The sequence below is a fragment of the Streptomyces sp. NPDC051211 genome (assembly GCF_040689505.1).
GTDB lineage: Bacteria > Actinomycetota > Actinomycetes > Streptomycetales > Streptomycetaceae > Streptomyces.
The window spans coordinates 1-21,927 of sequence record NZ_JBFBAV010000013.1; the positions used below are offsets into that span (position 1 = coordinate 1).

Annotated in this window: 20 protein-coding genes, 1 rRNA gene and 1 riboswitch; of the genes, 16 read left to right on the top strand and 5 right to left on the bottom strand. The window is 70.3% G+C overall.

Annotated features, from left to right (window positions below; genetic code table 11):
- The first annotated feature begins 136 nt into the window (after positions 1 to 136).
- The 11 genes from rrf to AB0447_RS15425 all read left to right on the top strand — a co-directional run bounded on the left by rrf (position 137) and on the right by AB0447_RS15425 (position 10,545).
- Positions 137 to 253 (top strand): 5S ribosomal RNA (rrf, locus tag AB0447_RS15375).
- 121 nt (positions 254 to 374) lie between these two features.
- Positions 375 to 962, top strand: a complete 588-nt coding sequence (locus tag AB0447_RS15380) for a CDP-alcohol phosphatidyltransferase family protein (protein WP_366477138.1) — start codon at positions 375 to 377, stop codon at positions 960 to 962.
- 21 nt (positions 963 to 983) lie between these two features.
- Positions 984 to 3,479, top strand: a complete 2,496-nt coding sequence (locus AB0447_RS15385; protein ID WP_366477139.1) for a mannose-1-phosphate guanyltransferase — start codon at positions 984 to 986, stop codon at positions 3,477 to 3,479.
- Positions 3,480 to 3,591: 112 nt separating this feature from the next.
- Positions 3,592 to 4,494, top strand: coding sequence for a DUF881 domain-containing protein (locus tag AB0447_RS15390; RefSeq protein ID WP_366477140.1), 903 nt, complete (start codon positions 3,592 to 3,594; stop codon positions 4,492 to 4,494).
- Entirely contained in the window at positions 4,491 to 4,823 is a 333-nt protein-coding gene (locus tag AB0447_RS15395; RefSeq protein ID WP_003970459.1) for a small basic family protein, read from the top strand. The genes AB0447_RS15390 and AB0447_RS15395 overlap by 4 nt, the downstream gene beginning before the upstream one ends.
- A gap of 10 nt (positions 4,824 to 4,833) precedes the next feature.
- Positions 4,834 to 5,607: a DUF881 domain-containing protein gene (locus AB0447_RS15400; protein WP_366477141.1), complete on the top strand. Its 774-nt coding sequence runs from the start codon at positions 4,834 to 4,836 to the stop codon at positions 5,605 to 5,607.
- Between the two features lie 82 nt (positions 5,608 to 5,689).
- Complete coding sequence (locus tag AB0447_RS15405) at positions 5,690 to 6,628, top strand: FHA domain-containing protein (protein ID WP_366477287.1); 939 nt, start codon at positions 5,690 to 5,692, stop codon at positions 6,626 to 6,628.
- Between the two features lie 48 nt (positions 6,629 to 6,676).
- The gene (locus tag AB0447_RS15410) at positions 6,677 to 7,408 is read left to right on the top strand and encodes a MerR family transcriptional regulator (protein ID WP_366477142.1); all 732 of its coding nucleotides are present in this window, start codon (positions 6,677 to 6,679) and stop codon (positions 7,406 to 7,408) included.
- Positions 7,409 to 7,461: 53 nt separating this feature from the next.
- Complete coding sequence (locus tag AB0447_RS15415; protein ID WP_366477143.1) at positions 7,462 to 7,935, top strand: bifunctional nuclease family protein; 474 nt, start codon at positions 7,462 to 7,464, stop codon at positions 7,933 to 7,935.
- A gap of 158 nt (positions 7,936 to 8,093) precedes the next feature.
- Positions 8,094 to 8,735, top strand: coding sequence for a MerR family transcriptional regulator (locus tag AB0447_RS15420; protein WP_366477144.1), 642 nt, complete (start codon positions 8,094 to 8,096; stop codon positions 8,733 to 8,735).
- Between the two features lie 334 nt (positions 8,736 to 9,069).
- On the top strand, positions 9,070 to 10,545 hold the full coding sequence (locus tag AB0447_RS15425) for a DNA polymerase IV (RefSeq protein WP_366477145.1): 1,476 nt from the start codon (positions 9,070 to 9,072) through the stop codon (positions 10,543 to 10,545).
- Between the two features lie 243 nt (positions 10,546 to 10,788).
- Here AB0447_RS15425 and AB0447_RS15430 read toward each other — a convergent pair whose 3' ends face one another.
- A complete protein-coding gene (locus AB0447_RS15430; RefSeq protein WP_366477146.1) occupies positions 10,789 to 11,163 on the bottom strand; it encodes a PRC-barrel domain-containing protein in 375 nt (124 codons plus the stop codon).
- Positions 11,164 to 11,285: 122 nt separating this feature from the next.
- A riboswitch (glycine riboswitch) is annotated at positions 11,286 to 11,384 on the top strand.
- 197 nt (positions 11,385 to 11,581) lie between these two features.
- Between AB0447_RS15430 and gcvP the strand changes: the two genes are divergently transcribed.
- Entirely contained in the window at positions 11,582 to 14,467 is a 2,886-nt protein-coding gene (gene gcvP / locus AB0447_RS15435) for an aminomethyl-transferring glycine dehydrogenase (RefSeq protein ID WP_366477147.1), read from the top strand.
- A gap of 71 nt (positions 14,468 to 14,538) precedes the next feature.
- Here gcvP and AB0447_RS15440 read toward each other — a convergent pair whose 3' ends face one another.
- Together AB0447_RS15440 and AB0447_RS15445 are read right to left on the bottom strand one after the other, a co-directional pair.
- Complete coding sequence (locus tag AB0447_RS15440; protein WP_366477289.1) at positions 14,539 to 14,745, bottom strand: DUF5999 family protein; 207 nt, start codon at positions 14,743 to 14,745, stop codon at positions 14,539 to 14,541.
- A 277-nt stretch (positions 14,746 to 15,022) separates the two neighbouring features.
- Positions 15,023 to 15,613 (bottom strand): hypothetical protein, encoded by a 591-nt coding sequence (locus AB0447_RS15445; RefSeq protein ID WP_366477148.1) that lies wholly within the window; start codon positions 15,611 to 15,613, stop codon positions 15,023 to 15,025.
- 509 nt (positions 15,614 to 16,122) lie between these two features.
- Between AB0447_RS15445 and AB0447_RS15450 the strand changes: the two genes are divergently transcribed.
- The gene (locus AB0447_RS15450) at positions 16,123 to 17,631 is read left to right on the top strand and encodes a glutamate-cysteine ligase family protein (RefSeq protein ID WP_366477149.1); all 1,509 of its coding nucleotides are present in this window, start codon (positions 16,123 to 16,125) and stop codon (positions 17,629 to 17,631) included.
- A gap of 57 nt (positions 17,632 to 17,688) precedes the next feature.
- Positions 17,689 to 18,522: a type II CAAX endopeptidase family protein gene (locus AB0447_RS15455; protein ID WP_366477150.1), complete on the top strand. Its 834-nt coding sequence runs from the start codon at positions 17,689 to 17,691 to the stop codon at positions 18,520 to 18,522.
- Positions 18,523 to 18,597: 75 nt separating this feature from the next.
- Here the strand turns inward: AB0447_RS15455 and AB0447_RS15460 are convergent, their stop codons facing one another.
- Positions 18,598 to 19,434 (bottom strand): PhzF family phenazine biosynthesis protein, encoded by an 837-nt coding sequence (locus tag AB0447_RS15460; RefSeq protein WP_366477151.1) that lies wholly within the window; start codon positions 19,432 to 19,434, stop codon positions 18,598 to 18,600.
- 128 nt (positions 19,435 to 19,562) lie between these two features.
- Here AB0447_RS15460 and AB0447_RS15465 point away from each other — a divergent pair, with 128 nt between their 5' ends.
- On the top strand, positions 19,563 to 20,168 hold the full coding sequence (locus AB0447_RS15465) for a PadR family transcriptional regulator (protein WP_366477152.1): 606 nt from the start codon (positions 19,563 to 19,565) through the stop codon (positions 20,166 to 20,168).
- A 67-nt stretch (positions 20,169 to 20,235) separates the two neighbouring features.
- Here the strand turns inward: AB0447_RS15465 and AB0447_RS15470 are convergent, their stop codons facing one another.
- Positions 20,236 to 20,664, bottom strand: a complete 429-nt coding sequence (locus tag AB0447_RS15470) for an SRPBCC family protein (protein WP_366477153.1) — start codon at positions 20,662 to 20,664, stop codon at positions 20,236 to 20,238.
- Between the two features lie 148 nt (positions 20,665 to 20,812).
- Here AB0447_RS15470 and AB0447_RS15475 point away from each other — a divergent pair, with 148 nt between their 5' ends.
- A complete protein-coding gene (locus AB0447_RS15475) occupies positions 20,813 to 21,769 on the top strand; it encodes an EamA family transporter (protein WP_366477154.1) in 957 nt (318 codons plus the stop codon).
- Positions 21,770 to 21,927 lie beyond the last annotated feature (158 nt).

Genomic DNA, 21,927 nt, shown 5'->3' on the forward strand with positions numbered 1-21,927 from the left:
CAGATGTGGAAGCCCGGTAACGGGTGGAGCTGACTGGTACTAATAGGCCGAGGGCTTGTCCTCAGTTGCTCGCGTCCACTGTGTTAGTTCTGAAGTAACGACCGTGATTATGCCCGGTTGGTTAACTTCATAGTGTTTCGGTGGTCATAGCGTTAGGGAAACGCCCGGTTACATTCCGAACCCGGAAGCTAAGCCTTTCAGCGCCGATGGTACTGCAGGGGGGACCCTGTGGGAGAGTAGGACGCCGCCGAACAATCATTGTGGGAAAGCCCCGCACCTTATGGTGCGGGGCTTTTCTGCGTTCAGGGCACACCCGTTCTCCTGTAGGGTCAGTAGGCATCGTTCGCACGTTCAACTGCTGTGGAGGCCCCCGGGTGGAGGTCCAGGAGACTCGGGTTCAGACGGACCGAATTTTCACCATTCCGAACATCCTGAGCATGGCTCGGCTCGCTGGCGTACCCCTCTTCCTCTGGCTGATTCTGGCGGAGTACGACGGTTGGGCTCTGCTCGTGCTCATGCTGAGCGGCGTCAGTGACTACCTCGATGGAAAGCTCGCAAGGCGGTGGAACCAGATCAGCAGCCTCGGCCGGCTGCTCGACCCCGCCGCGGACCGGCTCTACATCCTGACCACGCTGTTCGGCCTCACCTGGCGTGAGATCCTGCCGCTGTGGGTGACCGCCGCGCTCCTGGCGCGCGAACTGATGCTCGCGGTCATGGTGTTGATCCTGCGTCGGCACGGCTATCCGCCGCCCCAGGTGAACTTCCTCGGCAAGGCCGCAACGTTCAACCTCATGTACGCCTTCCCGTTGCTTCTCCTCAGCGATGGCTCCGGATGGCTCCCCTGGCTTGCATCTGTTTTCGGATGGGCGTTCGCTGGATGGGGTACAACCCTCTACTGGTGGGCAGGAATCCTTTACGTGGTTCAGGTCCGTCGGCTCGTTAAGGCGGACACCGTCGATTGAGCCAAGGAGGATTTTTCCGACATGAAGGCCGTCGTGATGGCCGGTGGCGAGGGCACACGTCTTCGCCCCATGACCTCGAGCATGCCCAAACCGCTCCTGCCGGTGGCCAACCGGCCGATCATGGAGCACGTACTCAGGCTGCTCAAGCGGCATGGGCTCAACGAGACCGTGGTCACCGTGCAGTTCCTGGCATCCCTGGTGCGGAACTACTTCGGTGACGGCGAAGAGCTCGGCATGGAGCTCACCTACGCCAACGAGGAGAAGCCACTCGGCACCGCCGGCAGTGTGAAGAACGCCGAGGCGGCCTTGAAGGACGATGCCTTCCTCGTCATTTCCGGGGACGCGCTCACCGACTTCGACCTCACCGATCTCATCAACTTCCACAAGGAGAAGGGCGCACTGGTCACGGTGTGCCTGACCCGGGTGCCGAATCCACTGGAGTTCGGCATCACCATCGTGGACGAAGAAGGCAAGGTCGAGCGGTTCCTGGAGAAGCCGACCTGGGGGCAGGTGTTCTCGGACACCGTCAACACCGGCATCTACGTCATGGAGCCCGAGGTCTTCAACTACGTCGACCCGGACGTCTCGGTCGACTGGTCCAGCGATGTCTTCCCCCAGCTGATGAAGGAAGGCCGGCCCATCTACGGCTACGTCGCCGAGGGCTACTGGGAGGACGTCGGCACCCACGAGAGTTACGTCAAGGCCCAGGCCGACGTCCTCGAGGGCAAGGTCCAGGTCGAGATGGACGGATTCGAGATCTCGCCCGGGGTGTGGGTCGCCGAAGGTGCCGAAGTGAGCCCGGAAGCGGTACTGCGCGGGCCGCTCTACATCGGTGACTACGCCAAGGTCGAGGCCGGGGTCGAGATCCGCGAGCACACGGTCATCGGATCGAACGTGGTGATCAAGAGCGGTGCGTTCCTGCACAAGGCCGTCGTCCACGACAACGTGTACATCGGGCCGCACAGCAACCTGCGCGGCTGCGTCATCGGCAAGAACACCGACATCATGCGGGCCGCCCGGATCGAGGACGGCGCCGTCATCGGTGACGAGTGCCTGGTCGGTGAGGAATCGATCGTCCAGGGGAACGTGCGGGTCTACCCGTTCAAGACCATCGAGGCCGGCGCGTTCGTCAACACCTCCGTCATCTGGGAGTCCCGCGGGCAGGCGCACCTCTTCGGAGCGCGCGGCGTGTCCGGAATCCTCAACGTGGAGATCACCCCCGAGCTCGCGGTCAGGCTGGCCGGCGCGTATGCGACCACGCTGAAGAAGGGTGCGACCGTCACCACGGCCCGCGACCACTCCCGTGGCGCGAGGGCGCTGAAGCGGGCCATGATCTCGGCCCTGCAGGCCAGCGCCATCGACGTGCGGGACCTGGAGAACGTGCCCCTGCCGGTCGCCCGGCAGCAGACCGCGCGAGGCAGCGCCGGCGGAATCATGATCCGGACCTCGCCAGGTGTGCCCGACTCGGTGGACATCATGTTCCTCGACGAGCGCGGGGCAGACCTCTCGCAGGCCCAGCAGCGGAAGCTGGACCGGGTGTACGCGCGACAGGAGTACCGGCGTGCCTTCCCCGGAGAGATCGGCGACCTGCAGTTCCCCTCCAGCGTCTTCGACTCCTACACGGGCTCGCTGCTGCGGCGGGTGGACACCACCGGGATCGCCGATTCCGGCCTCAAGGTGGTCGTCGACGCCTCCAACGGCAGCGCCGGCCTGGTCCTGCCCAGCCTCCTCGGACGGCTCGGGGTGGACGCCCTCACCATCAACCCGGGCCTCGACGAGTCCCGGCCCACCGAGACCGGGGACACCCGGCGGACCCGGCTGGTGCGGCTCGGCGAGATCGTGGCCTCCGCACGGGCGGCCTTCGGTGTCCGCTTCGACCCCGTCGGGGAGCGGATCTCGCTGGTCGACGAGCGCGGGCGGATCATCGAGGACGACCGGGCGCTGCTGGTGCTGCTGGACCTGGTCGCGGCCGAGCGGCGCAGCGGCCGGGTGGCGCTGCCCGTCACCACGACCCGGATCGCCGAGCAGGTGGCCGCGTACCACGGCACCCAGGTGGAGTGGACGACGACCTCGCCGGACGATCTGACCCGGGTCGGCCGGGCCGAGAACACGATCTTCGGCGGCGACGGCCGCGGCGGGTTCATCGTGCCCGAATTCAGCAGCGTCTTCGACGGCTCCGCGGCCTTCGTACGGCTCCTCGGCCTGGTGGCGCGCACCCAGCTCACCCTGAGCCAGATCGACGCCCGGATACCGCGTGCGCACGTCCTGCGGCGCGATGTGCCGACGCCGTGGGCGGTCAAGGGCCTGGTCATGCGGCGGGTGGTGGAAGCGGCCGGAGACAGGCAGGTGGACACCACCGACGGGGTGCGGGTGGTCGAGGCGGACGGGCGCTGGGCGCTGGTCCTGCCGGACCCTGCCGAGGCCGTCACCCACCTGTGGGCCGAAGGCCCCGACGACGCGTCGGCGCAGGAGCTCCTGGAGGAGTGGGCGAGCGTGGTGGACGGCGCCGGGAACTGAACCCGGACCGGTTTCCGAGCGGATCCTGAACCCGGCGGGCCGGGACGGGCGACAGCCCCGTCCCGGCCCGCCGGGCGACCGCATTCGGTAGTGGTGGTGCCGCCATGCGACGATGTGCGGCATGTCGCAGCCGCCCAAGAACCGGACTCCGGCCGCGCCGCCGGCCCGTCCGGACGCGTCCATGTCGCTGCTGACGCACGTGATGGACCACGGCCTCGACGAGGGCTACGCGGAAGCCTCGGCCCGGCGCGCCGCGGACGGTACGACCGGCCTGCCGCGCACGCTCAAGGCGAAGCTGGGGCTCGCGGCCGGACTCGTCCTCGCCGCCATGGTCGTCACCCTGGGCGCCGCCGAGGCGCAATTGAGCGCCCCGGTGCTCGCCAAGGAGCGGCAGGAGCTCATCGATCGGGTCCAGGTGGCCGACGGCCACGCCAACGACCTGGAAAAGGACATCGAGAAACTCCGCGCGGACGTCGCCGCACGCCAGCGGGAAGCGCTGCGTCAGCACGGCGGAGAGCAGGGCCAGCTGGTGGCGCTGCTGTCCGGGGCTACGGAGGTCCGCGGGCCCGGGATCAAGCTGGTCGTCGACGATGCCAAGGGTGCCGCGGCGGGCGGCGGCGGACCGCGGGAGAACACCGGGTTCTCCGACACCGGCCGGCTGCGGGACCGGGACATGCAGCGGATCGTGAACGGGCTGTGGCAGTCCGGAGCCGAGGCCGTCGCCATCAACGGGCAGCGGCTGACGGCCCTGTCCGCCATCAGGGCCGCGGGTGACGCGATACTGGTCGACAACCGGCCCTTGGTGCCGCCGTACGAGATCCTCGCCGTGGGGGACAAAAACCGGCTGGGCACCACGTTCCAGGACAGTGCCGACGGCCAGTACCTGCACGTGCTGCAGGAGAGCTACGGCATCCGCTCCACCCTGTCCCCGCAGGACGAGGTGCGGTTGCCGGCCGCGTCGAGCCTGACCGTACGGACAGCCACAGCAGTAGAGCCGAAGAAGGGTGCATCGTGATCGCGGTACTGGGCCTGGTGGTCGGAGTGGTGGTCGGACTGCTGGTCCGGCCCGAAGTGCCGGCCGTCGTCGAGCCTTATCTGCCGATCGCCGTCGTGGCGGCGCTCGACGCCGTCTTCGGCGGTCTGCGCGCGATGCTCGACGGCATCTTCGTGGACAAGGTGTTCGTCGTCTCCTTCCTCTCCAACGTGGTGGTCGCGGCGCTGATCGTGTTCCTCGGGGACAAGCTGGGCGTCGGCGCGCAGCTGTCCACCGGTGTGGTCGTCGTCCTCGGCATCCGCATCTTCTCCAACGCCGCGGCCATCCGTCGGCACGTGTTCCGGGCGTGAGGACAGGCCGATGAGTACGCACGACACTCCCCCCGAGGCGATGCCCGAGCCGGAGCGGCCCGAGGAGACCGGGCGGCAGCGGCTGATGGCAGGGCTGTGGCCGCCGAGAATCAGCCGGGCCCAACTGATCGTTGCGCTGCTGCTCTTCGTCCTGGGGCTGGGGCTGGCCATCCAGGTGCGGTCCAACAGCGACTCCAGCGCGCTGCGCGGGGCCCGGCAGGAGGACCTGGTCCGGATCCTCGACGAGCTCGATGGGCGCACCAAGCGCCTGGAGGACGAGAAGCAGAGGCTGGAGGACCAGCGCAAGGAGCTGGAGAGCAGCTCCAACCAGGCCGAGGAGGCGCGCAAGCAGACCGTGGAGAAGGAGCGCCAACTGGGCATCCTGGCGGGTACGGTGGCAGCCCAGGGGCCGGGCATCACGCTGAAGGTCTCCGACCCCAAGGGCCTGGTCGAGTCGGACATGCTGCTGGACACCATCCAGGAGCTGCGGGCCGCGGGTGCCGAGGCCATCCAGATCAACGGTGTGCGTGTGGTGGCGAGCTCGTACTTCTCCGACGAGAGCGACGGTGTGAGTGTCGACGGTAAGAAGATCACACAGCCTTACGAGTTCAAGGTCATCGGCAAGCCCCAGGACCTGGAACCGGCGCTGAACATCCCGGGCGGCGTCATCCAGACGCTGGAGAAGGAGCAGGCCACGGCCACTGTCGTACGCTCGACCAAGATCGTCGTGGATGCCTTGCGGGCAGTGAAGCAGCCTGACTACGCTCGGTCGTCATCGTCATGAGGCGGGGCGGAGGGTGGCGCCTCTCACGTGGGCGGAAGCCTGCGGGGGGTCGACGCGCCGAAGTCGCGGTGCGTGGTGGAAACTGTCTGGTGGTTACGGACGTTGTGAGGATGTCCGGGTCGGCAGGTGTGTGCATTCGGAGTTCGTCCTGCCCCACGGGCGGGTCTGTTTCGGTCAAGGGGAATCGCCCGTGAAGTTGTTTGAGAAGTTGTTCGGCAAGAAGAACCGCGAGGAAAGCGGTGCCAGGCACCGCGCTGGGCACGGGGACGTGGAAGGGCAGGGCGACCGGCCGCTCTTCCGCGACGAGGTTGCCGGCCCGGGTGACATTTCGGGCGCGCAGGGCGCGTCGGCTGTTGACCCCGGTACCGGCCGCATAGGTTTCGGTGAACCATCAACCTCAAGTGCGGGTGGAGGGTTTGACTCCGACCCGTATGCCACCAATGCCTCCGCGGGGCAGCCGCGGCGCGAGGAGCCGTCCATGTCGGCCGAGCAGGTTTGCAGCAGGTGTGGGCACCGCGCTGGCGCGGCCAGCCGATTCTGCTCCAACTGCGGCGCGCCGCTGCGGGCGGGTCTGACGCCGGAGCGTGCCTCGGAGACCACGTCCACCATCTCGATCTCGGGCCTCGAGGCCTACGAGGCCGAGGTGTCCGGACAGCAGCACGTGTCGTCCTCGCTGTCCCCCGAGGCCCAGGCCGCGGTGGAAGCGCTCCCGCCGGGCTCCGCTCTGCTCATCGTGCGGCGCGGCCCGAACTCGGGCAGCCGCTTCCTGCTGGACGGCGAGCTGACCACGGCCGGCCGCCACCCGCAGAGCGACATCTTCCTGGACGACGTCACGGTCTCCCGGCGGCATGTCGAGTTCCGCAGGAGCCAGGACGGCGGCTTCACCGTCGCCGACGTCGGCAGCCTCAACGGCACGTACGTCAACCGGAACCCGATCGAATCCATCGCCCTCAACAACGGCGACGAGGTGCAGATCGGCAAGTACCGGCTGGTCTTCTACGCGAGCCAGCGGGGCATCTGACCCTCCCCCGGACTCCGTCCGGGGGGACCCGACCCCCAGGGAAGGTCCATGCTGCGTACACCGACAGGCGGTGCCGGACACGGCACCGCCGGCTCGGCCGGGCGGCTGGTGAGCATCGGTACGGTGCTCAACCAGCTGCGTGACGAGTTCCCCGAGGTCACCATCTCCAAGATCCGCTTCCTGGAGGCGGAAGGGCTCGTCGAGCCCCGGCGCACACCTTCCGGATATCGCAAGTTCAGCGCCGAGGACGTCGACCGGCTGGCGCAGATCCTGCGGTTGCAGCGCGATCACTACCTCCCGCTCAAGGTCATCCGCGAGCAGCTCGACGGGCGGGCGCCGGGGGAGCCGATCCGCATCCCCGCCCCCACTCCACACGCCGACGCGGCCCCCGAGGGCCCCGAGCGGCCCACCGCCGCCCGGATCGGCCGGGCCGAGCTGCTCGCCGCCGCCGAGGTGGACGAGGTACAGCTGTCCGAATGGGAGTCGTACGGGCTGATCGCCGAGGCGCCCGGCGGCGGTTTCGACGCCGAGTCCGTGACCGTGGCCAGGCTGGTGGCCGATCTCGGCCGCTTCGGACTGGAGCCGCGGCACCTGCGGGCGATGAAGGCCGCCGCCGACCGTGAGGCCGGGCTGGTCGAACAGGTGGTGGCACCGCTGCGCCGGCACCGCAATCCGCAGACCAGGGCCCATGCCGAGGCCACCATGAAGGAGCTCGCAGGGCTGTCCGTACGCCTGCACGAGGCGCTCGTACAGACCGCCCTCGGTGTGCGTCTGCACTGAGCGGCGAAGGCCCCGACTACCCAAACCCGCACGGCAGGTCCTAGGGTTGCTGTGTGAACGAGCTCGACGTTGTGGGTGTCCGGGTGGAAATGCCCTCCAACCAACCGATCGTGCTCCTGCGTGAAGTGGGAGGCGATCGGTACCTCCCCATCTGGATCGGTCCTGGGGAGGCGACCGCCATTGCCTTTGCCCAGCAGGGCATGGCCCCTGCCCGGCCGCTGACGCACGACCTGTTCAAGGACGTGCTGGAGGCGATCGGTGAGGAACTCACCGAGGTCCGGATCACGGATCTGCGGGAGGGCGTGTTCTACGCGGAGCTGGTCTTCGCCAGCGGGGTGGAGGTCAGTGCGCGGCCGTCGGACGCGATAGCGCTGGCCCTGCGCACCGGAACGCCGATCTACGGCAGTGACGGGGTGCTGGACGACGCCGGAATCGCCATCCCGGACGAGCAGGAGGACGAGGTGGAGAAGTTCCGCGAGTTCCTCGACCAGATCTCGCCCGAGGACTTCGGCACCGGCAATCAGTGACCGCCGTTCCGCCCCATTCGAGTAGCCTTTCCCCGCAATGGGGCACGGGAAACCACTCTCAGGGTGATTATCACTCGGCGTGCCGAGTGTGGCGATCGTTGACGCACCCCTGGTGACTGCCTACCGTCGACATGGCAGGTCAAGGACGGAGGGTCGGCGTGAGAGTCACGGGCGACGGTACGACCGGGGGCATCCCCGCACGGAGTGAGAGCGGGCCGTATCCGCTGCACGGCAGTGCGGTGGGCCCCGCGCGCCGGTCGCCGGAATCCGCGCCGGGCACGCCGGGGGGTGGGGACGAGCCGGAGACCCAGCAGATCGGGTACCGGGGGCCGACCGCATGCGCCGCGGCCGGGATCACCTATCGACAGCTCGACTACTGGGCGCGGACCGGGCTGGTGGAGCCGAGCGTGCGCCCCGCCTACGGATCCGGCACCCAGCGGCTGTACAGCTTCCGGGACGTCGTCGTCCTGAAGATCGTCAAGCGTTTCCTGGACACCGGGGTGGCGCTGCAGAACATCCGCACCGCCGTCCAGCACCTGCGGGACCGGGGATTCGCCGACCTGGACCGCATGACCCTGATGAGCGACGGCGCCACCGTGTACGAGTGCACCTCGCCCGACCAGGTCGTGGACCTGCTCCAGGGTGGGCAGGGGATCTTCGGCATCGCGGTGGGGGTGGTGTGGCGGGACGTGGAGAACGCGTTGTCGCAGCTGCACGGGGAGCGGGTCGATACGGGGGAGACGTTGGTGGGGCACAATCCGGCGGATGAGCTGGCGGCTCGGCGCAACCGGGCTGTCTGAGCCCGCCTGGCCCGCCTGCCGATTCCGCCATTCCGTTCCGGCCTGCTTCGGCCTGCCGTAGCCGGCACCCCGCTGTGGTGCGGCCGGTGGTCGGGTGCGGCGCCGTTGCCGGGGGCCGGCCCCCGGACCCCCGCGCCTCAAACGCCGGCGGGGCTGGTTTTGCCGCTGCCGATGGGCCGTGCGGCGCCGTTGCCGGGGGCCGGCCCCCGGACCCCCGCGCCTCAGACGCCGGCGGGGCTGGATTTGCCGCTGCCGATGGGGCCGTGCGGCGCCGGCGCCTCAAAACGCCGGCGGGGCTGGGTCCGCTGTCAGTGGGGTGAGGGAGGATCGGCGTGTGAGAGCCGCGCCGACGATTCTGCATCTCGACATGGATGCCTTCTACGCCTCTGCCGAGCAGGCGGCGAAGCCCAGTCTGCGTGGGAAGCCGGTCATCGTGGGCGGGCTGGGGCCGCGGGGGGTGGTGGCGACCGCGTCGTACGAGGCGCGGCGTTTCGGGGTGCATTCGGCGATGCCGATGGCGCAGGCGCGGCGGCTCTGCCCGAACGGCGCGTACGTCGTCCCCCGCTTCACCCTGTACCGGGCGGTGAGCGACCAGGTGATGGCCCTGCTGCGCGAGCTCTCCCCGCTGGTCGAGCCGCTCAGCCTCGACGAGGCCTTCGTGGACCTGGAGGCGGGTGCGACGGCCTTCGATTCGGCCTCGGCGCGGGCGGCCGGCGAGCGGCTGCGTGCCGACATCCTGGCGGTCACCGGGCTCAGCGGCTCGGTGGGGCTGGCCGGGTCGAAGATGCTGGCCAAGGTGGCCTCGGAAGAGGCCAAGCCGGACGGGCTGCTGCTCATCGAGCCGGGTACGGAGCGGGCGCTGCTGGCGCCGATGCCGGTACGGACGCTGCCCGGGGTGGGGCCGGCGACCGGGGAGCACCTGCGCAGGGCCGGGATCACCACGGTGGGGGAGCTGGCCGAGGCCGGCGAGGACGAGCTGGTGCGGATGCTGGGGCGTTCGCACGGGGTCGCCCTGTACCGGATGGCGCTGGGGCAGGACGACCGGGCGGTCGTCGCCGAGCGCGACGCCAAGTCCGTCTCGGTCGAGGACACCTTCGACGTGGACCTGCACGACCGGGTCCGGATCCGGTACGAGGTCCAGCGCCTGGCGGACCGGTGCGTGGAGCGGTTGCGGGCGTCGGGGCACTCCGGGCGGACCATCGTGCTGAAGGTGCGGCGGTACGACTTCTCGACGCTGACCCGGTCCGAGACGCTTCGCGGGCCGACGGACGATCCGTCGGTGGTCCGGGAGGCGGCCGGCCGGCTGCTGGAGGGCGTGGACACCACGGGCGGGGTGCGGCTGCTGGGCGTGGGGGTCTCCGGGCTGGCGGACTACACGCAGGAGGACCTCTTCGCGCAGACGCTGGCCGCTGAGCCGGACGGGGCGCCCGGGGCCGCTGAGGCGGCTGCGGAGGCTCCACCGGTCCAGGAGCCCACCGCCCTCCCGGAGCGGCGCTGGGCGGCCGGGAGCGACGTACGGCACGCCCTCTACGGGCCGGGCTGGGTGCAGGGCAGCGGGGTGGGCCGGGTGACCGTGCGGTTCGAGCAGCCGTGGTCGCCGCCCGGCCGGGTACGGACCTTCCTGATCGGAGACCCGGAACTGGAGCCGGCGGAACCGCTCCCCCTGCGAAAGCCGGCCCCGGAGCCCATGCCGGAGCCGCCGGAACCGGGGTCCGAGCCGCACCTGGAGCCCGGGCCGGAGCCGGAGCCCGGCCCAGACCGGGAACCGGAGCCCGGCCCCGACCTGGAGCCGGAGCCCGACCGGACCTGAAGTTCAGGCCGGACCTGAAGCCCGGGCCGGGACCCGAGCAGGGGGCCCGAGCCGCACCGGGAGCCCGGGCCGGACCTGGAGCCCGAGCCGAAGCCGGACCTGGAGCCCGAGCCCGAGCCGGGCCCTGAGGGCGCGCCCGGGCCCCGGCCCGGAGCATGATCCGGGGGCCGGTTTCGGGCCGGGTTCAGGTGGTGGTCCGGACCTGACACAGGACCTGACACAGGGCGCGGACCGGGGGAGGTCCTAGCGCGGCTGGCCCTCCTCGCCGGCCAGGCGGCCGAAGTCGCGTTGGAAGTCGCTCGGCAGGGCGACGTCCAGACCGTAGTGGTGATAGAGCTGGAGCTCCTGTTCGGGGGAGAGGTGACGGCCCACTCCGAAGTCCGGGGCGTCCTTGATCAAAGAGCGCTCGAAGGGCACTCGCAGGGTCTCGTTCACCAGCTCACTGGGCTCCAGCGGCACGAACGCGTCCCGGCTGAACAGACCCGTACGCACCGCCGCCCATTCCGGGACGCCCGTGGCGTCGTCGAGATAGACCTCGTCGACGGTGCCGATCTTGACGCCATTGCGGTCGAACGCCTTGCGGCCGATCAGGCTGCGCGGATCGATGTCGGTCTGCACGGTCCCTCCAAATGGTCGCAACTCCTCCGTAAGCACAACGAAAGTGCATATCGGGAGAGGGGGCCACTCGAGGGAGGGCCGGAAGGCCCCGGAACTGCGCTGGTAGGCTGGGTGACGGCTGTTGACCCTGTGCGGGAGAGTCCTCCGAGTGAGTACGACGGAGGCGCCGAAGGAGCAAATCCTCCCCGGAATCTCTCAGGCACACGTACCGCACGGACGAGGCCACTCTGGAAAGCAGGGCTGGGCGTCGGATCCGCAGTGCCGGCACTCTCCCTCACCGACGGTGAAAGTCGATCCTCCACGGGAGACCCCCAGGAGACGGCGAAGCTCTCAGGTTGAGATGACAGAGGGGGAGGCCGTCCGGGCGCCCGCCTCGTGGTGCCCTCACAGGTCGTGCAGACCAGGAGGCCTCCGTAACATGACTGCCAACCGCATTCCGCTCTCCCAGCTGGAGCGTGGCATCCCCTTCGAGCAGCGCCACATCGGTCCCGATGCCGAGGCGCAGGCGAAGATGCTCGCCCAGGTCGGCTACGGCTCCCTCGACGAGCTGACGGCCGCCGCGGTACCGGATGTGATCAAGAGCGCCGCAGCCCTGAACCTGCCGGAGGCCCGGACCGAGGCCGAAGTGCTGGCCGAGCTCCGCTCCCTCGCCGACCGCAACCAGGTCCTCTCCTCCATGATCGGTCTCGGCTACTACGGGACCTTCACCCCGCCGGTCATCCTCCGGAACGTGATGGAGAACCCGGCCTGGTACACGGCGTACACGCCCTACCAGCCGGAGATCTCGCAGGGCCGGCTGGAGGCGCTGCTGAACTTCCAGACCGTGGTCGCCGAGCTCACCGGTCTGCCCACCTCCGGCGCCTCGCTGCTCGACGAGGGCACCGCGGCCGCCGAGGCGATGACGCTGGCCCGCCGCGTCGGCAAGGTCAAGGGCGGGGTCTTCCTCGTCGACGCCGATGCGCTGCCCCAGACCATCGCCGTCATCGAGACCCGCGCCGAGCCCCTCGGCATCGAGGTCGTCGTCACCGACCTGTCCGAGGGCATCCCCGCCGAGATCGCCGAGCGCGGCGTCTTCGGCGTGATGCTCCAGTACCCCGGCGCCTCCGGTGCCGTGCGGGACATCAAGCCGGTCATCGACCAGGCCCACGGGATCGGCGCGATCGTCACCGTCGCCGCCGACCTGCTGGCCCTCACCCTGCTGACCTCCCCGGGCGAGCTCGGCGCCGACATCGCGGTGGGCACCACCCAGCGCTTCGGCGTCCCCATGGGCTTCGGCGGCCCGCACGCCGGCTACATGGCCGTCCAGGAGAAGCACGCCCGCTCGCTGCCCGGCCGCCTGGTCGGCGTGTCCGTCGACGCCGACGGCAACAAGGCCTACCGCCTGGCCCTGCAGACCCGCGAGCAGCACATCCGCCGCGAGAAGGCCACCAGCAACATCTGTACCGCGCAGGTGCTGCTCGCCGTCATGGCCGGCATGTACGCCGTCTACCACGGCCCCGAGGGCCTGAAGACGATCGCCCGCCGCACCCACCGGTACGCCACCCTGCTCGCCGAGGGCCTGAAGGCCGGCGGTGTCGAGATCGTGCACGGCGCCTACTTCGACACGATCACCGCCCGCGTCCCGGGCCGCGCCGCCGAGGTCGTGGCCGCGGCCCGCGAGGGCGGGGTCAACCTGTACCAGGCCGACGCCGACCACGTCTCCGTCGCCTGCGACGAGACCACCCTGCGCGCCGACCTCGAGGCCGTCTGGGCCGCCTTCGGCGTCACCGCCGACATCGAGGCCCTGGACGGGACCGCCGCCGAGACCCTGCCCGAGGGCCTGCTGCGCTCCGACGCGTACCTCACCCACCCGGTCTTCCACCAGCACCGTTCCGAGACGGCGATGCTGCGCTACCTGCGCAAGCTGTCCGACAAGGACTACGCGCTGGACCGCGGCATGATCCCGCTGGGCTCCTGCACCATGAAGCTCAACGCGACCACCGAGATGGAGCCGGTGACCTGGCCCGAGTTCGGCCAGCTGCACCCGTTCGCGCCGATGGACCAGGCCCAGGGCTACGCCACGCTCATCACCGAGCTGGAGGAACGTCTCTGCGAGGTCACCGGCTACGACAAGGTCTCCATCCAGCCGAACGCCGGTTCGCAGGGCGAGCTGGCCGGCCTGCTGGCCGTCCGCGCCTACCACCGGGCCAACGGTGACGAGCAGCGCACCATCTGCCTGATCCCGTCCTCCGCGCACGGCACCAACGCCGCCAGCGCCGTCATGGCCGGCATGAAGGTCGTCGTCATCAAGACCGCCGACGACGGCGAGGTCGACGCCGAGGACCTGCGCGCCAAGATCGAGCAGTACCGCGACGAGCTCGCCGTGCTGATGATCACCTACCCGTCCACGCACGGTGTGTTCGAGGAGCACGTCGCCGACATCTGCGCCCAGGTGCACGACGCCGGCGGCCAGGTCTACGTCGACGGCGCCAACCTGAACGCGCTCGTCGGCCTCGCCAAGCCGGGCCACTTCGGCGGCGACGTCTCGCACCTGAACCTGCACAAGACCTTCTGCATCCCGCACGGCGGCGGCGGCCCGGGCGTCGGCCCGGTCGGTGTCCGCGCGCACCTGGCGCCGTACCTGCCGAACCACCCGCTGCAGCCGACCGCCGGCCCGGAGACGGGCGTCGGCCCGATCTCGGCCGCGCCCTGGGGCTCGGCGGGCATCCTGCCGATCTCCTGGTCGTACGTACGCCTGATGGGCGGCGAAGGCCTCAAGCGGGCCACCCAGGTCGCGGTGCTCGGCGCCAACTACATCGCCAAGCGCCTCGAGCCGCACTACCCGGTGCTCTACACCGGCCCCGCCGGGCTGGTCGCGCACGAGTGCATCATCGACCTGCGCCCGCTGTCGAAGGAGACCGGCGTCTCCGTGGACGACATCGCCAAGCGCCTGATCGACTACGGCTTCCACGCCCCGACCATGTCCTTCCCGGTGGCCGGCACGCTGATGATCGAGCCGACCGAGTCCGAGGACCTCACCGAGATCGACCGATTCTGCGACGCGATGATCGCCATCCGCGCCGAGATCGACAAGGTCACCTCCGGTGACTGGCCGGCCGGTGACAACCCGCTCTCCAACGCCCCGCACACGGCGGCCGCGCTGGGCGGCGAGTGGAACCACCCGTACACCCGCGACGAGGCCGTGTTCCCCGGCGGAGTCGTGGCGGCCGAGAAGTACTGGCCGCCGGTGCGCCGCATCGACGGCGCCTTCGGCGACCGGAACCTGGTCTGCTCCTGCCCGCCGGTGGACGAGTACGACAACTGATCACGCTGAAGAGGCCGAGGGGCCGGTCCGGGAGGAATCCCGGGCCGGCCCCTCGGCCGTTCGGCCGTCGGTCAGGCCGCCTTCACCACGTGCGCCGCCGCGAGCGGGCGGTGCGGTGCGATGATCTGGCCGTTCGGCAGCAGCTCACCGGTGTCCTCGAAGAGCAGGACGCCGTTGCACAGCAGGCTCCAACCCTGTTCCGGATGGTTCGCCACAGGGTGCGCTGCCTCCCGGTCGGCGGAGTCGGCTGATGGGCAGGCAGGCTGGTGCTGGCACATGGATGCGTTCTTTCGCTGCGGTGTGGTCTGTGTGCTGCGGCTCGATGCGTTGTTCATGGCCGCCCCCCGTATCAATCGGTGTGGTCAGGGTCCCAGTGTTGCCCTACGGCCTTGGCTCCGCAGGGATTTCCGGCAGCTGTCCTCATAGATTGATGACGCATCACTCGTGCGGGCGGTTCAGGCCAACTCCCCTGTCATTTCGGATGGTTCGGATCTGGCCCGGAGGGACTAGGCCAGATGGGTCAACCATGTCATCGACACCGGACCGGCGGTGCGCTCAGGCGGCCGCCTCACCCGCCAGGGCGGGCGGGGTCAGCCGGTGGGTCATCACCGGGAGCAGCTCGGAGACCGGGTGCGGGCGGTACGCGGCGATGCCCGGCGGGGCCGGGGCCAGCGGTACCAGCAGGTCCGCGGCAGCGGGCAGGCCGGCGGCGGGATCCGCGCCGACCGCCCCGTGCAGCCACAGCGTCAGCATGTACAGCTCCGGTACGGACAGCAGCCGGGGCTGGTAGCTCGTGCCGAGGGATTCAGCCTGTCGCAGCGCCCGCTCGGTGGCGGCCACGTACGGGCCCTCGAAGAAATGGGAGAACGTCCAGCCGTCCGCGGTCAGCCGGGTGTCCGCCGCCGCCACGAACCGGTCCCCGCCGCGGATCAGGAAGCGCCATGCGGTGAGGCGGGTGCGCGGTGGCCGTCCTCCGGCGATGACCCGGTCCAGGACGTGGACGGGAAGCGGGAGTTCGGCGGTCAGCGGCCCCTGGTGGGCGCGCAGGGTGGGAGTGTGCCTCTCATGCACGGCGGTGGGGGAGCCGAGTGCCGCGAGGACGCTGCGCAGGGCGGGCGCGGGAGCCGGAGGGACATGCAGCGGCATGGTGGGTCGCCTCTCACTTGGGAGACCGGTGGAGCGGGGGCAGGGGTGTGCGGAGGGCGCAGTCGCATTCTGGGGCCAGAGGGGGGCTGTGGGGCAATGGCCGCGCGCCAACTCTCTGCCTCGTTTGCGAGTTTATACGACACGTGTTCACACAGTGTTTCGGCTAGCTGTCCCGTCTATTGCCGACAAGGCGCTTACCGGTCCCACTGTCATGGATTTCATGCCGGGGGGTGCGCAAGAGTTTCGCGCTGACCTCGGAGGTTACCTGACGAGGGCTCGGCTGGAAAGCGTCGGTAATGCGTGCGATCGGAACTTCGGCAAGTCGACGGGTAAATGGCGTCCGGCCATGTGCCGAGTGAATGTGCCAACGCGCTGTGTCGGCCAAACCGGCGCACGCTCCCCGCCACGCACGCCCCCTCGGAGTTATAGATCACGCGGCTGGGGCATCATCGACCGTAACGCGCGCGCCCGGGTGGCCGGGTGGGGCCCACTCCAGGAGGGACGCTTCGATGGGGGAGAAGGTCGTGGCAGGCGGATTCGACCTGTCCGATCGGCAACGGTATCGGAGGAAGCTTCACGAGTGCCTGGAGGGGCTGGAGCGGCTTCTGGCGGAGAAGAGGTTCGATCGGCCCAAGAATCTCATGGGGCTTGAGATCGAATTGAATCTCGCGGGTGCCGACGGACTGCCGAGAATGGTGAACGCACAGGTTCTGGAGCGCATAGCGAGCCCCGATTTCCAGACCGAACTCGGAATGTTCAACCTGGAGGTCAACATACTCCCGCACCGCCTCGACGGCCGGGTATTCGACCAGCTCGCCGAGGAACTCAGCGCCGGTCTCGGCTATGCCCACCGGCAGGCCGCCGAGGTCGATGCCGGAGTCGTCATGATCGGCATTCTGCCCACCATCTCGCAGCAGGACCTGGTCACCGCGAACCTCTCCGCGGTGGACCGGTATTCGCTGCTCAACGAGCAGATCCTGATGCTGCGCGGGGAGGACTTCCACCTGGACATCGACGGGGTGGAGCGGGTCAGCTGGACCGCCGGGTCGATCGTTCCGGAGGCGGCCTGCACCTCCGTACAGCTTCATCTGCAGGTCACTCCGGCCCGGTTCGCCGATGTGTGGAACGCGGCGCAGTGCGTGGCGGCGGTGCAGATCGCGGTCGGCGCCAACTCGCCGTTCCTGTTCGGCAGGGAGCTGTGGCGGGAGTCGCGGCCGCCGCTGTTCCAGCAGGCCACCGACACCCGCCCGCCCGAGCTCCAGGCGCAGGGGGTGCGGCCGCGGACCTGGTTCGGCGAGCGCTGGGTGGACTCGGCGTACGAGCTGTTCGCCGAGAACGTCCGCTTCTTCCCCTCCCTGCTGCCGATCTGCGACGAGGAGGAGCCCCTGCGGGTGCTGGCCGAGGGCGGGGTGCCCGGCCTGCAGGAACTGGTCCTGCACAACGGCACCGTGTACCGGTGGAACCGGCCGGTGTACGGGGTGGCCGACGGGATGCCGCACCTGCGGGTGGAGAACCGGGTCCTGCCGGCCGGGCCGACCGTCACCGACGTGGTCGCCAACGCCGCCTTCTACTACGGGCTGGTGCGCACCCTCGCCGACGAGAAGAGCCCGGTGTGGGGCAGGCTGCCGTTCGCCGAGGCCGAGGCCAACTTCGACGCGGCCTGCCGGTACGGGATCGACGCCCGGGTGCGCTGGCCGCGCCGGGGGCGGTCGGGCGGGCTGGCGAGCGTGCCGGCCGTCCGCCTGGTCCTGGACGAGCTGCTGCCGTTGGCGGCCGCCGGGCTGGACGCCTGGGGGATCGAACCGGCCGACCGGGACCACTACCTCGGCATCATCGAGGAGCGCTGCCGGCGGCGGGTCAACGGGGCGACCTGGCAGGTGGACACCTACCACCGGGGGCTGGAGGGCGGGCTGGAGCGGGAGGCGGCGCTGGCGGCGACCACCCGGCGGTACAGCGAGCTGATGCACAAGGGGGATCCGGTGCACACCTGGCCGGTGGGGCTGCCCGAGCTCTCCTGACCTCCTCCCGCCCCCGGATCCCGTCCCGGCCTCCCCTTCCGCTGCCGGGCAGGCAGTATGGGGAGGTCGGAACGGGATGGCAGGACGGAGTCGGGCGTGCGGGCGGAACCGGTGCTGGAGGATCTGCGCGAGGGCGGGCGGCGGAGCCTGCTGCGCACCGAGACGCTGCTCGTGCTCGCGCTGTCGCTGGGGGCGAGCGGGGTCTCGTCCCTGATCAGCTTCATCGGTTCGCTCACCGAGCCGGGCGGCCTGAAGGACCAGGCCGCCACGCTGAACGGCTCGTACGCTCCCGGCCGGCCCTGGCTGGACCTGGCCTGGCAGCTCTTCGGCATCGGCACCGCCCTGGTGCCCGTCCTGCTGGTGGCGCACCTGCTGACCCGGGAGGGGGCCGGCGGCGTGCGGGCGCTCGGTTTCGACCGCACCCGGCTCCGGCCGGACCTGGGCCGGGGCGCGCTCGTCGCGGCCGGCATCGGCAGTGCCGGGCTGGCCTTCTACCTGGGGGCCCGCGCCGCCGGATTCAACCTGACGGTGGTGCCGGAGGCGCTGCCCGACGTGTGGTGGAAGTTCCCCGTACTCATCCTCTCCGCCGTGCAGAACTCGGTGGTGGAGGAGGTCATCGTGCTGGCCTACCTGCTGCGCCGGCTCGACCAGCTGGGCTGGTCGCCGATGGCCGCGCTGCTGGCCAGCTCGCTGCTGCGCGGCTCGTACCACCTCTACCAGGGCATCGGCGGGTTCATCGGCAATGTGGTGATGGGCGTCGTCTTCGTCCTGCTGTACCGCCGGTGGGGCCGGGTCGGGCCGTTGGTGGTCGCGCATGCGCTGCTCGACATCGTGGCCTTCGGCGGGTACGCGCTGCTGGCCGGCAAGGTGGGCTGGCTGCCCACCCCTTGATGACACCTGACGACACCGCTTGATGACACCGCTTGATTGTCCGCCTTTTGATGCCCACCCCCTCCGGACCGGCCCTCAGGGGGCGGTGAGCAGTTCGCCGTCGATGACGGTGACGGCCCGGCCGGTGAGCAGGGTGCGGTCGCCGGCGAGGGTGACCTTGACCAGGCCCGTGCGGGCCCCGCCCTGCAGGCCGGTCAGCTCGGTGCGGCCCAGGCGGGCCGCCCAGAACGGGGCCAGCGCGGTGTGGGCGCTGCCGGTGACGGGGTCTTCGTCGATTCCGACGAGCGGGAAGAAGCCGCGGGAGACGAAGTCGTAGCCGCGCGCCGGGTCCTCGGCGGGAGCGGTCACGATCACTCCGCGCCGGGCGAAGGCCCGCAGTCCCGCGAAGTCGGGGCGCAGCTCGCGGACGGTCTTCTCGTCGGCCAGCTCGATGAGCAGGTCGCCGATGTGCTCGGCCGTGTCGTGGGCCGTGAGGATCTCCACTCCGCCCAGGGCCCGCGCGATCTCGGCGGGCGGCTCCCAGGGGGTCAGCGAGGACGTGGGGAAGTCCATGGTGATGCCGCCGTCCTCGGCCGCCTCGGCGGTCAGGATCCCGCAGCGGGCGGTGAACCGGACCGGTCCGGCGGGCCGTCCGGTCGTCGCCAGGCTGTGCTGGTTCAGTACGTGCGCGGTGGCAAGGGTGGCGTGGCCGCACATGTCGACCTCGGCGGCCGGGGTGAACCACCGCAGGGCCCAGTCCGCGTCTCCGCCGGCCGGCAGCGGGTGGGCGAAGGCGGTCTCGGACAGGTTGACCTCGGCGGCCACCTGCTGGAGCCACTCGTCCGGCGGGAACCCGCCGTCGAGGAGCAGGACGCCGGCGGGGTTGCCGCCGAAGGGCCGGTCGGAGAAGGCGTCGACGATTCGGATTCGCATGCTCCGACGGTAGGGCGCCCCCTCGTGCGGGGCCCAAGGCCAATTCGGGATGACTGGCCTTGTCAGTAGAACACTCCCGATATATCGTTGAAGCATCGCGAACGATCGATGATGAGAGGAGCGCAGCCATGCGTTCACATGGACATGGACACGGACATGGGCACGGCAACTGTGGGCCCGACCGTCAGGGAGAGTTCGAGGGGCGCCGCGGCGCCTTCGGCCCGTTCGGACCCGGCTGGGGCGGCGGTCCCGGCGGACCCTTCGGCGGGCGCGGCCGGGGCGGCCCGCACCGGCGGGCCCGGCGTGGCGACGTACGCGCGTCGATCCTGGCGCTGCTGCTCGACCGGCCGATGCACGGCTACGAGATGATCCAGGAGATCGGCGAGCGCAGCGGCGGGGCCTGGAAGCCCAGCCCCGGCTCGGTCTACCCGACCCTCCAGCTGCTGGAGGACGAGGGGCTGATCCGCAGCGAGAGCGAGGGCGGCAAGAAGCTGTTCACGCTCACCGACGCGGGCCGTACGGAAGCCGAGGCGGGTCCCGCGGCGCCCTGGGAAGAGGTCGGGCGCGGCTTCGACTTCGAGGCCATGAACGAGGTCCGCGCGGCCGGCTTCGGCCTGATGGAGGCCTTCGCGCAGGTCTGGAAGACGGGCTCGGCCGAGCAGCGGCAGAAGGCCGTCGGCGTCATCAACGAGGCCCGCAAGAAGCTCTACCTGATCCTGGCCGACGAGCACTGACCCGGCCGGTGCGCACCAGCGCCCCGCGGCTTCGGCCGCGGGGCGCTCGCGTGTGGGGGGCGGCGGCTCAGGCGACCAGGCCGGCCAGCTTGCGCAGCGACTCGTTGAGCGCGGCCGTGGCCGAGTCCTTCAGCTTGCCCGCCATCAGCGAGACGGCCGCGCCGGTGAACTCGCCGTCGATACGGACCGTGGTCGCCCCGCCGTCGGGGACCAGGGTGTACTTCGTGCCGACGACCACGCCCATCGGCCCCTTGCCCTTGATCGCGAAGACCCGCTCGGCCTCCAGCTCCTCGATGGTCCAGGTGACCTCGGCGGGGAAGCCCATCATCTTCATGTTCTCCTCGAAGGTGGACCCGACCGCGAGGTTCTCCGGTCCGCCCTTGGGGAAGCTGGTGTGGGTCATGCTCCACTGGCCGTACGCACCCCAGTCCGTCAGCTGGGACCAGACCTTCGCGGCGGACGCCTCGATGCGTGATTCCGCGGTGACTTCAGCCATGCGACCACCCCTTCTCGTCGGGTACGTGCGCGGAACGTAGCCCCGGCGGCCACAACATTCAATACTGACGACCTGTCAGAAAATGTGTGACCGTCTCAACAGGCGTCACACGTGTGACGCTCCTGACGCCGACTGCCATGATGGCCGGATGCAAGCGTCAGGGAAGAACGCCGGACTGGGCCTCGCCCTCGTCTCGGCGGCCGCGTTCGGCGGTTCGGGAGTGGCGGCGAAGCCGCTGATCGAAGCGGGTCTGGACCCGCTGCACATGGTCTGGCTCAGGGTGGCCGGAGGCGCGCTGGTGCTCTCCCCGCTCGCCTGGCGGCACCGCGATCTGGTACGCCGCAAACCGGCCCTGCTGGCCGGCTTCGGTCTGATAGCGGTCGCCGGTGTGCAGGCCTTCTACTTCGCTTCCCTGTCCCGCATCCCGGTCGGCGTGGCCCTCCTGCTGGAGTACCTGGGCCCGGCGCTGCTCCTCGGCTACATCCGGTTCGTGCAGCGCAAGCCGGTCACCCGCGCGGCCGCGGCCGGAGCGGCGGTGGCCGTGGTCGGGCTGGCCTGTGTGGTGGAGATCTGGGCCGGGCTGAGCCTGGACCCGCTGGGCGTGCTGCTGGGGCTGGCCGCCGCCTGCTGCCAGGCCTTCTACTTCGTCTTCGCCGATCAGGGCACGGACGGGGAGGACGTCCCGGACCCGCTCGGCGTCGCGGCGTACGGGCTGATCATCGGCACCGTGGTGATGACGGTGATCGCCCGCCCCTGGCAGATCGACTGGCAGGTGCTCGGCGGGAACGCCGAGGTGGCGGGCGCGCAGGTGCCCGGACTGGTGCTGCTCGCCTGGGTGGTGCTGATCGCGACCGTGCTCGCGTACCTGACCGGAGTGGTCTCGGTGCGCCGGCTCTCGCCGCAGGTGGCCGGGGTGGTGGCCTGCCTGGAGGCGGTCGTCGCCACCGTGCTGGCCTGGGTGCTGCTCGGCGAGCACCTGTCCGGGCCGCAGGTGCTCGGCGGCGCGCTGGTGCTGGGTGGTGCGTTCATCGCCCAGTCCTCGCGGAACCGGGCGCCGGCCGGGCCGGAGATGGACGCGCTGGACCGGGAGAAGACCACCGCGTAGGGTTCCGGTCATGCCTTCGACCGTGCTTCCGCCTCCCGCCGCCTAGCGCGGGCGGCCACGCTCAAGAACGAGACCCCGGCCCGGGGGTTCCCGGGCCGGTCCGTGCTGCCCGCGAAGCGATGACGCAGACCCTTCATCCTTCCTGCAAGCGCGGAGAA

What these genes read in the sequence shown, in the direction of transcription:
- AB0447_RS15385 (WP_366477139.1), top strand. Translation starts at nt 984, where the DNA reads ATGAAGGCCGTCGTGATGGCCGGTGGCGAGGGCACACGTCTTCGCCCC.
- AB0447_RS15390 (WP_366477140.1), top strand. Translation starts at nt 3,592, where the DNA reads ATGTGCGGCATGTCGCAGCCGCCCAAGAACCGGACTCCGGCCGCGCCG.
- AB0447_RS15400 (WP_366477141.1), top strand. Translation starts at nt 4,834, where the DNA reads ATGAGTACGCACGACACTCCCCCCGAGGCGATGCCCGAGCCGGAGCGG.
- AB0447_RS15410 (WP_366477142.1), top strand. Translation starts at nt 6,677, where the DNA reads ATGCTGCGTACACCGACAGGCGGTGCCGGACACGGCACCGCCGGCTCG.
- gcvP (WP_366477147.1), top strand. Translation starts at nt 11,582, where the DNA reads ATGACTGCCAACCGCATTCCGCTCTCCCAGCTGGAGCGTGGCATCCCC.
- AB0447_RS15440 (WP_366477289.1), bottom strand. Translation starts at nt 14,745, where the DNA reads ATGTGCCAGCACCAGCCTGCCTGCCCATCAGCCGACTCCGCCGACCGG.
- AB0447_RS15445 (WP_366477148.1), bottom strand. Translation starts at nt 15,613, where the DNA reads ATGCCGCTGCATGTCCCTCCGGCTCCCGCGCCCGCCCTGCGCAGCGTC.
- AB0447_RS15450 (WP_366477149.1), top strand. Translation starts at nt 16,123, where the DNA reads ATGGGGGAGAAGGTCGTGGCAGGCGGATTCGACCTGTCCGATCGGCAA.
- AB0447_RS15455 (WP_366477150.1), top strand. Translation starts at nt 17,689, where the DNA reads ATGGGGAGGTCGGAACGGGATGGCAGGACGGAGTCGGGCGTGCGGGCG.
- AB0447_RS15460 (WP_366477151.1), bottom strand. Translation starts at nt 19,434, where the DNA reads ATGCGAATCCGAATCGTCGACGCCTTCTCCGACCGGCCCTTCGGCGGC.
- AB0447_RS15465 (WP_366477152.1), top strand. Translation starts at nt 19,563, where the DNA reads ATGCGTTCACATGGACATGGACACGGACATGGGCACGGCAACTGTGGG.
- AB0447_RS15470 (WP_366477153.1), bottom strand. Translation starts at nt 20,664, where the DNA reads ATGGCTGAAGTCACCGCGGAATCACGCATCGAGGCGTCCGCCGCGAAG.
- AB0447_RS15475 (WP_366477154.1), top strand. Translation starts at nt 20,813, where the DNA reads ATGCAAGCGTCAGGGAAGAACGCCGGACTGGGCCTCGCCCTCGTCTCG.